We start from the raw sequence: 14,012 nt of genomic DNA, 5'->3' as shown, positions 1-14,012 counted from the left end.
GACATCGCGGGTTGTGAAACGAGCTAAGCCCCAGGCTTTTCGGCCAGCACCATGTAGTTGACGCCGAGGTCGCGGCTGGGCCGCCACTCGTCGGCGAGCGGGTGGAACACCACCCCGGTCCTGTCGATCACGCTGAGCCCGTTGCGCTTCACCAGCGTCGAGATCTCGTCGGGCGTCAGGAATTTGCTGAAATCGTGCGTGCCCCTGGGCAGCCAGCCGAGCGCGTATTCGGCGCCGACGATGGCCAGCGCGTAGGCCCGCGGCGTGCGGTTGATGGTGGCGGTGAACAGCAACCCGCCCGGCTTCACCAGCTCGGCACAGCTCTTCATGTAGAGCGGCACGTTGTCGACATGCTCCACCACTTCCATGTTGAGCACGATGTCGAAAGTTTCGCCCGAAGCCGCCAGCGCCTCGGCGGTGGTGGCGCGATAGTCGATCTCGAGCCCCGACTGTTTGGCGTGAAGCGCGGCGATGCGCACATTCTTTTCGCCCGCATCAATCCCGACCACCCGCGCCCCGAGCCGGGTCAGCGGCTCGCTCAGCAACCCGCCGCCGCAGCCGATATCGAGGATAGTCAGGCCCTCGAGCGGCCGGCGCTCGCTGCCATCCTTGCCGAAATGGGCGATGGCCTTGTCGCGCACATAGCCCAGCCGCACCGGGTTGAACTTGTGCAGCGGCTTGAACTTGCCGCGCGGGTCCCACCACTCGTCGGCCATGGCCGCGAACTTTGCGATCTCGTCGGGATTGATGGTGGTGTCGGTCATGATGGGGTTATCGGCCTCGGGCGCCGAGGTGGCAAGGGATATGGGGTCGCGGGCTGGTATCGGAGGTCGGAGTTCGGAAGTCGAAAGTCGATGAACGACGGACACGACCTCCGACCTTCGAATTCCGACTTCCGCCAGCAGTTGCCTCCCCCCGCCGTTTATGGCACATCCCGCGCCAATTCTGAGCGTACCGGCGGGTTCCGCCGCAAAGTCGGGGTAGGGGCCTTGGGCCGTATCGTAGTGAAGTTCGGTGGCACCTCGGTCGCCACCGTCGAGCGCATCCGCCAGGCGGCGCTGCATGTGAAGCGTGAAGTGGACGCCGGCAACGAAGTCGCCGTGGTCGTCTCGGCCATGAGCGGCAAAACCAACGAGCTCGTCGGCTGGGTCAACGATGCCTCCAAGCTCCACGATGCGCGCGAGTATGATGCCGTAGTCGCCTCGGGCGAGCAGGTGACCGCCGGGCTGATGGCCATTGTCCTCAGCGAGCTCGGCATCCCGTCGCGCTCGTTCCAGGGCTGGCAGGTGCCGATCAAGACCGACGACTCGCATGGCGCTGCCCGCATCGTCGAAATCGACCCGACGGAACTCGAAAAGCGCTTCGCCGAGGGCGTGGTGCCGGTCATCACCGGCTTCCAGGGCGTAGCGCCGTCGGGCCGGGTGACGACGCTGGGCCGTGGCGGCTCAGACACGTCGGCGGTGGCCGTTGCCGCGGCGGTGAAGGCCGATCGCTGCGATATCTACACCGATGTCGATGGCGTCTACACCACCGACCCGCGCATCGTGCCCAAGGCGCAGCGGCTGACCAAGATCAGCTTCGAAGAGATGCTGGAAATGGCCTCGCTCGGCGCCAAGGTGCTGATGATCCGCTCGGTCGAGATGGCGATGGCGCACAAGGTGCGGCTCACTGTCCGCTCCAGCTTCGACGACCCCAATGCGCCGCAGGTGGCGCCCGATGGCACCCCGGGTGTTCCCGGCACGCTTGTATGCGATGAGGAAGAGATCATGGAAAAGCAGATCGTTTCGGGCGTCACCCTGGCGCGCGCCGAATCCAAGATCACGCTGCGCGACGTCAAGGACCGCCCCGGCGTCGCCGCCGCCATCTTCGGCTCGCTCGCCGACGAATCCATCGTCGTCGACATGATCGTCCAGAACATTTCCGAAGATGGCGCGACCACCGACATCACCTTCACCGTGCCCGATGCCGAGCACGACAAGGCGATCAAGGCGCTGGAAGCCGCCAGCAAAGCCGGGCGGTTCGAATACCGCACCATCAACAGCGCCAAGGGCGGCGCCAAGGTGTCGGTGGTGGGCGTCGGCATGCGCAACCATGCGGGCGTTGCGGCCTCGATGTTCAAGGCCCTGGCCGACAAGTCGATCAACATCCAGCTGATCACCACATCGGAGATCAAGACCTCGGTGCTGATCGACGATGAATATGCGGAGCTTGCGGTTCGGGCGCTCCATACGTATTACGGGCTGGATAAACAGGACGCCTGAGACGCCTCCGATCCGCGGCGGCGCCTTGGGCCACAAGGCGGCGGCGCGGGACCGCCAGGGGAATCATGGCCACAGCCATCAGCGGGCCGCGGGTGCTGCTGAAGCAGCTGCGTGAAACCATGGCGGAGCCGCTGGCTTCGCAGGCCCGGCTCGACAAGATCGTCGAACTCATTGCGTCGAACATGCACGCGGACGTCTGCTCGTTCTATGTGCTGCGCGACGACGGTGCGCTCGAGCTGTTCGCCAACCGTGGGTTCCGGCCCGAGGCCGTGCACTCGACGACGTTGCGGCTGGGCGAGGGCCTGGTCGGCCTGATCGCAAAGCAGGCCGAGCCGCTGAGCCTCGACAACGCCTCCATCCACCCCTCCTACGCCTACCGCCCGGAGACCGGCGAAGAGGCCTTCCTCGCCTTCCTCGGCGTGCCGGTACTGCGCGCCGGCCAGACGCTGGGCGTACTCGTGGTGCAGAACCGCGACGCGCATGCCTATGGCGAGGACGAGATCGAGGCCATGCTCACCACGGCGACGCTGCTCGCCGAGATGATGTCGACGGCCGATTTCGATGCGTTGATCAAGCCGGGCCAGGACATCGACCTGCGCCGGCCGCGCCAGTTCCTGGGCACCGGCTTTTCCGATGGCGTGGCGCTGGGCAAGGTCGTGCTGCACGACCCGCGCGTCGTCGTCACCAACTTCGTCGCCGAGGATACCGAGGTCGAGCTCAACCGGCTGGCCGCGGCGCTCGACCAGATGCGGCTGTCGATCGACAAGATGCTCAGCGTCGGCGACATGCAGAGCTTTTCGGATCATCGCGAGATCCTCGAGAGCTACCGCATGTTCGCCAACGATCGCGGCTGGGTGGCGCGGCTCGAGGAGGCGATCAATAACGGCCTGACCGCCGAGGCGGCGGTCGAGCGGGTGCAGAACGATACCCGTGCCCGGATGATGCGGTCGACCGATCCCTACATCAAGGATCGCCTGCACGACCTCGATGATCTCGCCAACCGGCTGCTGCGCATGCTGACCGGCAACGGCACCGGCGATGGCAGCAAGGAACTGCCCGAGAACGCCATCCTCGTCGCCCGCAACATGGGTCCGGCCGAGCTGCTCGAATATGACCGCACCAAGGTGCGGGCCGTGGTGCTGGAAGAGGGCGCGGCGATCTCGCACGTGGCGATCGTCGCCAAGTCGCTCGGGCTGGTCGCCGTCGGGCAGGCCGAGAATATCGTCGCCATGTCGGAATCGGGTGACGACATCATCGTCGATGGCCCGGCCGGCTCGGTCTATCTCCGACCCAGCCCGGACATGATCCAGGTCTATGTCGACAAGGTGCGGCTGGGCGCCAAGCGCCGCGCGCATTATCTCGAGCTCAAGGACAAGCCGGCCGTCACCCGCGACGGCGTCGACATCACGCTCTACCATAACTCGGGCCTGGTGCAGGACCTCTACATGCTGCAGGACACCGGCGCGGCCGGCGTCGGGCTGTTCCGCACCGAACTGCAGTTCATGATCGCGTCGCGCCTGCCCCGGCTCAGGGAGCAGGTCGAGCTCTATTCCGAAGCGATCCGGCTGACGGAGGGGAAGCCTATCGTCTTCCGCCTGCTCGATATCGGCGGGGACAAGGTCATTCCCTATCTCCGCTACGAGGCCGAGGAGAACCCCGCCATGGGGTTCCGCTCGCTCCGCCTCGCCCTCGACCGGCAGGGCCTGCTGCGCATCCAGATCCGCGCCCTGCTGCAGGCCGCCAATGGCGGGCCGATGAAGATTCTCGTGCCCATGGTCACCGATGCCTGGGAGTTCCGGCAGACGCGGCTGGTGGTCAACAAGGAGCTCGAGCGCATGGCCCATGCCGGCCAGCCGGTGCCCTCCAAGGTCGAACTCGGCGCCATGATCGAGGTGCCGTCGCTGTTGTGGGAGCTCGACCAGGTGCTGCCGGAGGCCGATTTCGTCTCGATCGGCTCCAACGACCTCGTGATGTTCCTCACGGCCGCCGACCGCGGCAATCCGCGTGTCGCCAAGTCCTACGACCCGATCGCGCTGCCGCGCCTGCGCGCGCTCAAGCACATCGTCGACATGGCCAGGCGCTACAACGTGCCGCTTACCATGTGCGGCGAGCTCGCCGGCCGCACCATCGAGGCCCTGGCGCTGCTGGCAATCGGCATGACCCGGCTGTCGATGAGCCCGCCCTCGGTCGGCCCGATCAAGGAAATGATCCTCGGCGCCGAACTCGGCCCCATCCGCAACTCGGTCTCCGCCGCCCTGCTCGAGGGCGCACACGGCCCCTCCATCCGCGAGCTGCTGCTCGACTGGGCCGGGCGGCAGGGGCTGGTGATCTGATTTCTGACATGTCGCACGCCACCAAAGGCCCCCTCACCCGGCGCTTCGCGCCGACCTCTCCCCCCAAGGGAGAGGTGAGACGGGGCATGATCGAGCCACAGCTCCACCTCTCCCTCTGGGGGAGAGGTCGCCGCGTAGCGGCGGGCGAGGGGGCCTTGACCACGCTCCCATACGGACATAGCGCACGCTGATGGCAACTCTCCCCCAGGACAAACTGGACGCGCTCACCAAGCGCTTCGACTACATCGAGGCGGCGATGTCGGCCGGACCGGCGGCGGAAGAGTTCGTGCGCCTCAGTAAGGAATATGCCGAGCTAGAGCCCATCGTCCGGCCGATCCAGGCGTATCGGAAGCTGCTCGACGACCTCGAATCGGCTGAGGAGCTCTTGGCCTCGGGCGACAAGGAAATGGCCGAGATGGCCAGTGCCGAGATCGGCGAGCTGAAGCCTCGGATCGAGCAGGCCGTTTCCGAGATCCAGATCCTGCTGCTGCCCAAGGATGCCGCGGACGACAAGAGCGTCATCCTCGAAGTGCGCGCCGGCACCGGCGGCGACGAGGCCGCTTTGTTCGCGGGCGACCTGCTGCGCATGTACCAGCGCTATGCCGACCTCCAGGGCTGGAAATTCACGCTGATGGAGGAAAGTCCGGGCGAAATGGGCGGCTACAAGGAAGTGGTCGCCAATATCACCGGCAAGGGCGTCTATGCCCGGATGAAATACGAGTCGGGCGTCCATCGCGTGCAACGCGTGCCGACGACCGAAACGCAGGGGCGCATCCACACCTCCGCCGCGACTGTCGCGGTGCTGCCCGAGGTCGAGGACATCGATATCGAGATCGCCCCCGGCGACATCCGCATCGATACCATGCGCTCGTCCGGCGCCGGTGGCCAGCACGTCAACACGACCGATTCGGCGGTGCGCATCACGCACCTGCCCACCGGCATCGTCGTCACCGCCAGCCAGAAAAGCCAACACCAGAATCGCGCTACCGCCATGAAGGTGCTGCAGGCGCGGCTCTACGAGGCACAGCGCGACGCGCGCGACACGGCCCGCTCGGAAGCCCGCAAGGAGCAGGTGGGGTCCGGTGACAGGTCGGAGCGTATCCGCACGTATAACTTCCCTCAGGGCCGCGTAACCGATCATCGGATCAACCTTACGCTCTACAAGCTGGATCGGGTGATCGCGGGCGATGCGCTCGACGAACTGGTTTCGGCCCTGATCACCGAACACCAGGCCGCCCAGCTGGCGGCCATGGAGGGGGTTAGCTGACCATCACCGTGGGTGCCGCATGGAGGGGAGTGCGCGACCTGTTCCGCCGGGCCGGGATCGATACGGCCGAGCTCGACGCGCGCCTGCTCGCCGAGGCGGCCTTCGCCATGGATCGGCTCGAGCTGGTCAATCGCGAGCGCGACGAGCTGACGCCCGAGCAGGTCAAGAGCTTCGAGGCCCACGCAAGGCGCCGGCTCGAGGGCGAGCCGGTGTTTCGCATCCTGGGCGAGAAGGAGTTCTGGGGCCTGAGCTTCAAGCTCAATGCGGCCACGCTGGTACCGCGACCCGAGACCGAGCTGCTGGTGGAAAAGGCGCTCGAGATCGTCGGCCGGCTGGACAAGGCGCGCATCCTCGACCTCGGCACCGGCACCGGCTGTATCCCGATCTCGATCCTCACCGAGTATTCCGACATTACCGCGGTCGCTGTCGACCTCGCCCCCGAGGCGCTGGAGATGGCGCGCTTCAATGCCAACCGTCACGGTGTCGGCACGCGCTTCACCGCGCTGCAGGGCTCATGGTTTGATCCGCTCGAGCCGGGCGCGCGCTTCGATCTCATCACCTCGAACCCGCCCTATATCGAGAGCGCCGAGATCGAGACGCTGATGGTCGAGGTGCGCGAGCACGACCCGCGCCTCGCGCTCGATGGCGGCGCCGACGGGCTCGCGGCCTATCGCGCCATTGCTGCGGAGGCGCCGCTGTTCCTCAAGCCCGATGGCGTGCTGCTGCTCGAAATCGGCGCGGGCCAGGGCCAGTCGGTGAGCGACATCCTCGTCGGGGCGGGCTTCCAGCAGCTCGAGATCAGCCAAGACCTCAGCGGCCGCGACCGTGTCATTCTTGCAAGAATTACACTGGACACTTGAGTCTGCGGCGGGAGCGCCCATATTTTGTGCTTGGAATACGGGGACGAACCAGCTAGGCTCGCCGTGCTGTCAGCGGTGCGAGTAGATCGCGCCCGGGAGACCGCCACACCCGCTCATCGGCGAAACTGCAATTGGCAGGATCGACACTCGGACGAGGAACCGGGGCGCCTTGATGGGCCACAAGTGGTTCAACCTGCGATAGCTCAGGCACCGTGAAGACAAAGACCGCTCGCGCCGTTTGCGCCCGCGGCCCACGGAGTCCGATTGGCCCGATGTTGCCCAAGTATTCTTTTCCAAGGCTTGAAAAGAGACGATGAGACCTAACCAGCAGAACAACAAGAACCGCTCCCGCGGCCGGAACAATAATGGTGGCCGCAAGCACGGCAACCCGTTGAGCCGGAACTATGAGAGCAACGGGCCCGATGTGAAGGTGCGCGGCAACGCGGCCCATATCGCCGAGAAATACCTTCAGCTCGCCCGCGACGCGCAGTCGAGCGGCGACAGCGTGATGGCCGAGAACTATCTCCAGCACGCCGAGCATTATTTCCGCATCATTTCGGCGGCCCAGCAGGCGCAGCAGGCCCAGTTCCGCGGCGAAGTCGCGACCGAGGAGGACGATTTCGACGACGATTTCGCCCCGATCAACGATCGCTTCGCCTCGCCCGAGCCGCGCCAGTTCAACAACCAGCAGCCGCAGCAGAATGGCGGACAGCCGCAGCAGCACCAGCCCAGCCAGCCGCAGGGCGAGGCGCCGCAGGGTGAAGCCGGCGATGCCGACGGCAATGTCGCCGTCGAAGCCACGGCCGGTGCCGAGGGTGGCGAGGCGCAGCAGGGCGAGGGCGATGCCCCGCGCCGCCGCGACCGCCGGCCACGCCGCCGTTCGCGCGGGCAGGGCGGCGGCGAAGGCGGGTCCGATCCTGCGGGTGCGCCGCAACCCGACGTCGGCGAGCTGCCGGCCTTCCTCACCGCGGGCAACAACACCCCGGCCGAGTAGGGCGCTTCGGCGCTGCATCCAACAATATCGAAGGCCGGGAATGCTCCCGGCCTTTTGTCTTTTCGAGCGCGCCCCCCTCACCCGTCTCGTCGCCGGCCTTCGCCGGGGCCGATCCACCCTCTCCCCGACGGGGAGAGGAATAGTGGTGGCCACCGCTCTCTCGGTATTCTTCTCCCGTTGGGGAGAAGGTGGCGCGTAGCACCGGTGAGGGGTGCGAAGCGCTGGCGCAAATTGCAGTGCTCGAAGTGATCGGGGCCTTTATCTTTTCCGAACCCCTTCCCATATCAGCCGAGTTGACCGGAGAGCGCCGCCGAGCGGGCCTCCGGCTGGATTGGGTTCGAGCGGTTCCGCTTGAGCCAAATCAACGCTTCAGGCGTCGGATCCGTGCCTTATCGGGCGGTCCGGCGTGCATGAGAGGAGAGTTGAATGAACATAGAAAAATACACCGAGCGCGCGCGCGGCTTCATCCAGAATGCGCAGCAGCTGGCGCTCGGCCAGGGCCATCAGCAGTTCGCCCCGCTGCACCTGCTCAAGGTGCTGCTCGACGACGATGAAGGGATGGCCGCAGGGCTGATCACCAAGGCCGGCGGCGACGCCAAGATCGCGCGCGCCGAGACCGAGGCGGGCCTCAATCGCATTCCCAAGGTGTCCGGCGATGCCGGGCAGCTGTATCTCAGCCGCGAGCTCGCGCGTGTGTTCGACACGGCCGAGAGCGCGGCGCAGAAGGCCGGCGACTCGTTCGTTACGGTCGAGCGGCTGCTGCTGGCGCTGACGGTCGAAAAGGACACCGATGCCGGCAAGATCCTCGCTTCCGCCGGGCTGAAGCCGCAGGCGCTGAACGAGGCCATCAACGAAATCCGCAAGGGCCGCACCGCCGATTCGGCTTCGGCCGAGAACAGCTATGACGCGCTGAAGAAGTACGCGCGCGATCTCACCGAAGCCGCCCGCGAGGGCAAGATCGATCCGGTCATCGGCCGCGACGAGGAAATCCGCCGCACCATCCAGGTGCTGAGCCGCCGCACCAAGAACAACCCGGTGCTGATCGGCGAGCCCGGCGTCGGCAAGACCGCCATCGTCGAGGGCCTCGCCATCCGCATCGTCAACGGCGACGTGCCGGAGAGCCTCAAGAACAAGTCGCTGCTGTCGCTCGACATGGGCGCGCTGATCGCCGGCGCGAAGTACCGTGGCGAGTTCGAGGAGCGGCTCAAGGCCGTGCTCAACGAGATCAGCTCGGCCGAGGGCAAGATCATCCTGTTCATCGACGAGATGCACACGCTGGTCGGCGCCGGCAAGACCGATGGCGCCATGGATGCGAGCAACCTGCTGAAGCCGGCCCTTGCCCGCGGTGAGCTCCACTGCGTGGGCGCGACGACGCTCGACGAATATCGCAAGCATGTCGAGAAGGACGCGGCTTTGGCCCGTCGCTTCCAGCCGGTATTCGTCAGTGAGCCCACGGTCGAGGACACGATCTCGATCCTGCGCGGCCTCAAGGAGAAGTACGAGCTGCACCACGGCATCCGCATCTCGGATTCGGCGCTGGTGGCGGCCTCGACGCTCTCGAACCGCTACATCGCCGACCGGTTCCTGCCCGACAAGGCCATCGACCTCGTCGACGAGGCGGCGGCGCGCCTGCGCATGGCCGCTGAAAGCAAGCCCGAGGAACTCGACGAGCTCGATCGCCGCATCATGCAGCTCAAGATCGAGCGCGAGGCCCTGAAGAAGGAATCGGACGAGGGCTCGAAGACCCGGCTCGGCCGGCTCGAGCAGGAACTCGCCGACGTCGAGGAAAAGGCCAATGCGCTGACCACGCGCTGGCAGGCCGAGAAGGAGCGCATGCAGGGCGGCCAGAAGCTCAAGGAAGAGCTCGACAAGGCCCGCACCGATCTCGAGCTGGCGCAGCGCCAGGGCAATCTCGCCCGGGCCGGTGAGCTCGCCTATGGCGTGATCCCCGACCTCGAGCGCCGCATCAAGGCGACCGAGGACCCGAACGGCGACGGCAAGCCCGACAATCCGATGGTCGAGGAAGTGGTGCAGCCCACGCATATCGCGCAGGTGGTGAGCCGCTGGACTGGCATCCCGGTCGATCGCATGCTCGAAGGCGAGCGCGAGAAGCTGCTCGCCATGGAAACCGAGCTGGGCAAGCGCGTCATCGGCCAGGCCGAAGCGGTGGAAGCGGTGGCGCGGGCCGTGCGTCGGGCCCGGGCGGGCCTGCAGGATCCGAACCGGCCGATCGGCTCGTTCATGTTCCTCGGGCCAACCGGCGTCGGCAAGACCGAGCTGACCAAGAGCCTCGCGCAGTTCCTGTTCGATGACGAGCACGCCATGGTCCGGCTCGACATGAGCGAGTTCATGGAGAAGCACTCGGTCGCCCGCCTGATCGGCGCCCCTCCGGGCTATGTCGGCTACGACGAGGGCGGGGTGCTGACCGAGGCGGTGCGCCGCCGGCCCTACCAGGTCGTCTTGTTCGACGAGATCGAGAAGGCGCATCCGGACGTCTTCAACGTCCTCTTGCAGGTGCTCGACGACGGGCGGCTGACGGACGGGCAGGGGCGGACGGTCGATTTCCGCAACACGCTCATCATCATGACCTCGAACCTCGGTTCGGAGTACCTGGTGAACCTCAAGGACGGCGAGCCAGTCGAGCTGGTGCGCGGCAAGGTGCTGGACGTGGTCAAGGCCTCGTTCCGGCCCGAGTTCCTCAACCGCGTGGACGACATCATTGTCTTCCACCGGCTGGAGCGGCAGCATATGGGCGCCATCGTCGACATCCAGCTCGGCCGCCTGCGCAATCTGCTCAAGGAGCGCGACATCACCCTCGAGCTCACGCCGGCGGCGCGCGACTGGCTCGCCAACGAGGGCTATGACCCGGCCTATGGCGCTCGTCCGCTGAAGCGCGTCATCCAGCGCGAAGTGCAGGACAAGCTGGCCGAGGAAATCCTCGCCGGCCGCGTTGTGGACGGGCAGGCGGTAACGATCGATGCCCGCGATCTCGGGCTGTTCGTGCGGCCCGGTGGGGCCGAGCAGGCCGCAGCGGCGGCGTAAGTGATGTTGAAGGGCCGGTCCGAAGGATCGGCCCTTTTCCTCTGGCCCGCACCGGCCCGTCCTGATCCTCCCCCGCGGGGGTGGGGGAGGGTGGAGCCACAAGCACCGATCTCTCAGTCAGGTCTCCCTCCCCCTTGTGGGGAGGGGGGACCCGCCCATCGCGTGGGTGGGGGTGGCCACACGCGCCGAACAACGATCTTATCCCCATCAGTGCGCGGCTAGCTCCGCGCACTGGGTCCCGGCGTTCGCCGGGATGACGATCGAGTTTGAGGCATGCCCTCCATCGCTTGGGCAGGAATGACAATCGAGGATGTGGCACCATCGAAGCCACAACCCCGACTCTTCACTTCGCGCTGCCTCAGCCGCACCGAACGCATCACGTCCTCCCGCGCGGCTTCTTTGGCATGGGCAGCGGCAGCGCCGCCGTCGTCACCCGCACGATCTCCGCCATCCATTCGGCATCGTCCCACCGGTCCCCGGCGATCCGGAAGCTCGGCTTGGCGCCGGTATAGGCCGGCTGCTCGTCCACCGCGTCACCGAGCAGGGCCCGCCCCTCATCGGTCGGCTTCAGGTAGAACTGGTCGTTGCAGATCAGCGCGACGATGCGGCCGTCGCAATACACTCCGTACTCGCCGAACATGTGCCGCGCGGACACGTCGCCGGCCTCGGCGATCTGCTCGAGAATATAGTCCACCGTCCCCTGCTGCGACGCCATGCCGTTCCCCCATATCGCCGTTCAGGGCGCTTGTGCCCGCCATCAGGCTGGGATAGAACATAACAAGAACAAATAACAGGAGTCCAGCATGCCCCAGCGCTATCAGATCGACTATGTCGAGTTCCCGTCCACGGATGGGCCGGGCAGCATCGGCTTTTTCACCAGGGCCTTCGGCTGGGGCTCGACCACCTACAGCCCGAACTATGCCGGCATCGACCAGGCCGGCATTGATGGCGGCGTCGATTCGAGCGACAGCCGGCCGGCTGCGCCGCTCGCGGTGATTCACGCCGATGACCTCGAGGAAGCAGAGCGCGACGTGGTCGCGGCGGGCGGCGTCATCACGGTGCCGGCCTATGATTTCCCGGGCGGGCGGCGCTTTCACTTTCGCGCTCCCGGCGGAATCGATCTCGCCGTCTGGGTCGAGAGGGCGTAGGCTTTTCCGGACGGCTGGCGCGAGGGAGGCGGGTCATGGACAAGGTCCAGGCGGGGGCGGGCGGAGCAAGTTTCTGCCCCCGGGAGAATCGCGTCTTTGTCCTCGTTGCGGCGATTCTCGCTTCCTCGATGGGGTTCATCGATGGCTCGGTGCTGTCGATCGCGACCCCAGCCATCCGTGCCGATCTCGGCGCCAGCCTCGCCGGCGCCCAGTGGGTCTCGAACGCCTACCTGCTGTTCCTGAGCTCGCTGCTGCTGATCGGCGGTGCGGCGGGCGACCGCTTCGGGCTGAGGAATGTGTTTGCCATCGGCATTGCGATCTTCGTCGCTGCCTCGCTCGCCTGCGCCATCGGGCCGAATCCGGCCTTGCTGATCGGCGCCCGCGCCATCCAGGGCGTCGGCGCGGCGCTGATGGTGCCGGGGAGCCTCGCCATCATCGCCAAGGCCTATCCCCGCGAGGAACGCGGGGCCGCAATCGGGCTCTGGTCCTCGTTCTCCTCGGCCACGACGATTCTGGGTCCGGTGGTCGGCGGGTTCGTGCTTACGGGCCTGGGCGACTGGAGCTGGCGGCTGGTGTTCGCCATCAACCTGCCGCTCGGCGTCATCGCCCTGGCGCTGCTTCTTCTCAAGGTGCCGGCAGATGCGCCCCAGTCCGGCCGTCGGCTCGATCTTGTCGGCGGCGGCCTGATCACGGTAGCGCTGCTCGGCATCGCCTACGGCTTTACCGGCGACGGCACCGGCGCGCCGATGCCCAGCCACATCGTCATCTATGTCGGGCTGGGCCTCGTCGCGCTCGCCGCCTTCCTCGTCTGGGAGGCGCGCACGCCCGAGCCAATGCTGCCGCTCGGGCATTTCCGCAACGTCATGTTCTCGGGTGCGCAGGGGCTGACCTTCGCGCTCTATTTCGCGCTCTCGGCCGTCACCTTCTTCCTGCCGATGACCATGATCGGCGGCTGGGGCGCCAGCGCCGCCGAGGTCTCGATCGCCTTCCTGCCCTTCGGCATCGCGCTGACGCTGCTCTCGTCCACGGCCGGCAAGCTGTCCGACAGGATCGGGCCGGGACCGATGATCACCATCGGCGCCGTCGTCGTCGCCATCGGCTTCGCGCTGCTCGGCCTGCTCGCACCGCTGCGCAGCGTGTGGTTCGGCGTGCTGCCGCCGATCATCGTCATGGGCCTCGGGATGAGTGCGGTAGTCTCGCCGCTCTCGACCGCGGTGATGACCTCGGTCGAGGATCGCGACACCGGCCTCGCGTCGGGCGTCAACAACGCGGTGGCGCGCGTCGCGGGCCTGCTTGCCGTCGCGCTGATGGGGGCGGTCGCGGCCTTCGTGTTCGAGCGGGCGCTGGGAGGCTTCGCCGAACTGCCGCTCTATTTCGGCATGCAGCCCGAAGCGGCGCTCGATGCCACAGCCGAGTCGGCGCGCGTCGCCGCCAACAACGCTGCATTCGCGGCGATCGCCTACATCAACGCCGGGCTGGCGTTGCTGTCGGCGGCGATCGCCTGGCTCACCCAGGCGAACAAGCTGCGGAAGTGATCAGTCGATCGAGGCGACGGTGATCGGGGCGGCGTCGCGCTGCATCAGGTCGCGGATCTGGGCGATGGTCTGCTGGAAGCTCGCCTCGTACTGGGCCGGCAGCGACTTGTCGCGCGGCAGCTTCACGCTCAGCGGATCGACGAAGCGGCCGTTGACCTTGATCTCGAAGTGCAGGTGGTTGCCGGTCGAATTGCCGGTCGAGCCGACATAGCCGATCACCTGGCCCTGGCGCACGCGAACGCCGGGCTTGATGCCGTCGGCGATCTTGTTCATGTGTCCATAGCCGGTCTCGAAGCCGTTGACGTGCTTCATCTCGACATAGCGGCCATAGCCCGAAACCCACTGCGCCCGCTCGATCACGCCATCGCCGGCGGCATAGATCACGGTGTTGCGCGGTGCGGCGAGGTCGACGCCGGTATGCATGCGGCGCGACTTGAAGATCGGATGCACGCGCGAGCCGAAGCGGCTGGCGAGGCGACCGCCGCCCTGCAGCGGCCGGCGAGTCAGGAAGCGCTTGCCGGTCTCGCCCTCGGGATCGAAGAAGTCGACGGTGCCGTCATCGGTGCGGAAGC

11 protein-coding genes (1 of these 11 running past the window's edge) are annotated in these 14,012 nt (G+C 66.7%); 8 read left to right on the top strand and 3 right to left on the bottom strand.

Annotated features, from left to right (window positions below):
- Positions 1-23: 23 nt before the first annotated feature.
- Entirely contained in the window at positions 24-764 is a 741-nt protein-coding gene (ubiG, locus tag AC3A6I_RS16355) for a bifunctional 2-polyprenyl-6-hydroxyphenol methylase/3-demethylubiquinol 3-O-methyltransferase UbiG (protein ID WP_487544816.1), read from the bottom strand.
- A 225-nt stretch (positions 765-989) separates the two neighbouring features.
- Between ubiG and AC3A6I_RS16350 the strand changes: the two genes are divergently transcribed.
- The 6 genes from AC3A6I_RS16350 (at position 990) to clpB (ending at position 10,757) form a co-directional block, all read left to right on the top strand.
- The gene (locus AC3A6I_RS16350) at positions 990-2,261 is read left to right on the top strand and encodes an aspartate kinase (protein WP_487544814.1); all 1,272 of its coding nucleotides are present in this window, start codon (positions 990-992) and stop codon (positions 2,259-2,261) included.
- Between the two features lie 65 nt (positions 2,262-2,326).
- On the top strand, positions 2,327-4,594 hold the full coding sequence (gene ptsP / locus AC3A6I_RS16345; RefSeq protein ID WP_487544813.1) for a phosphoenolpyruvate--protein phosphotransferase: 2,268 nt from the start codon (positions 2,327-2,329) through the stop codon (positions 4,592-4,594).
- 190 nt (positions 4,595-4,784) lie between these two features.
- Positions 4,785-5,861, top strand: a complete 1,077-nt coding sequence (gene prfA / locus AC3A6I_RS16340) for a peptide chain release factor 1 (RefSeq protein ID WP_487544812.1) — start codon at positions 4,785-4,787, stop codon at positions 5,859-5,861.
- Positions 5,862-5,890: 29 nt separating this feature from the next.
- On the top strand, positions 5,891-6,721 hold the full coding sequence (gene prmC, locus AC3A6I_RS16335; protein ID WP_487544811.1) for a peptide chain release factor N(5)-glutamine methyltransferase: 831 nt from the start codon (positions 5,891-5,893) through the stop codon (positions 6,719-6,721).
- Between the two features lie 313 nt (positions 6,722-7,034).
- Positions 7,035-7,715: a DUF4167 domain-containing protein gene (locus AC3A6I_RS16330; protein ID WP_487544810.1), complete on the top strand. Its 681-nt coding sequence runs from the start codon at positions 7,035-7,037 to the stop codon at positions 7,713-7,715.
- A gap of 426 nt (positions 7,716-8,141) precedes the next feature.
- Positions 8,142-10,757: an ATP-dependent chaperone ClpB gene (gene clpB / locus AC3A6I_RS16325; protein ID WP_487544809.1), complete on the top strand. Its 2,616-nt coding sequence runs from the start codon at positions 8,142-8,144 to the stop codon at positions 10,755-10,757.
- 376 nt (positions 10,758-11,133) lie between these two features.
- On the opposite strand, the gene AC3A6I_RS16320 is transcribed toward clpB, so the two are convergent.
- Entirely contained in the window at positions 11,134-11,472 is a 339-nt protein-coding gene (locus tag AC3A6I_RS16320; RefSeq protein WP_487544807.1) for a TfoX/Sxy family protein, read from the bottom strand.
- An 88-nt stretch (positions 11,473-11,560) separates the two neighbouring features.
- On the opposite strand from AC3A6I_RS16320, the gene AC3A6I_RS16315 reads away from it, so the two are divergent.
- Both AC3A6I_RS16315 and AC3A6I_RS16310 read left to right on the top strand, forming a co-directional pair.
- Positions 11,561-11,905 carry a VOC family protein gene (locus AC3A6I_RS16315; RefSeq protein WP_487544806.1) on the top strand — a complete coding sequence of 115 codons (345 nt, stop codon included), beginning with the start codon at positions 11,561-11,563 and terminating at the stop codon, positions 11,903-11,905.
- A 35-nt stretch (positions 11,906-11,940) separates the two neighbouring features.
- On the top strand, positions 11,941-13,440 hold the full coding sequence (locus AC3A6I_RS16310; RefSeq protein ID WP_487544805.1) for an MFS transporter: 1,500 nt from the start codon (positions 11,941-11,943) through the stop codon (positions 13,438-13,440).
- On the opposite strand, the gene AC3A6I_RS16305 is transcribed toward AC3A6I_RS16310, so the two are convergent.
- Positions 13,441-14,012, bottom strand: the 3' portion of a protein-coding gene (locus tag AC3A6I_RS16305; RefSeq protein WP_487544804.1) for a M23 family metallopeptidase. It continues 1,393 nt past the right edge of the window; the window shows 572 of its 1,965 coding nt (coding positions 1,394-1,965); its start codon lies beyond the right edge, outside the window; it ends in the stop codon at positions 13,441-13,443.

It is taken from the genome of Devosia sp. Soil_C_22 (assembly GCF_057657195.1).
This window is presented reverse-complemented; position numbering and strand designations above follow the sequence as displayed.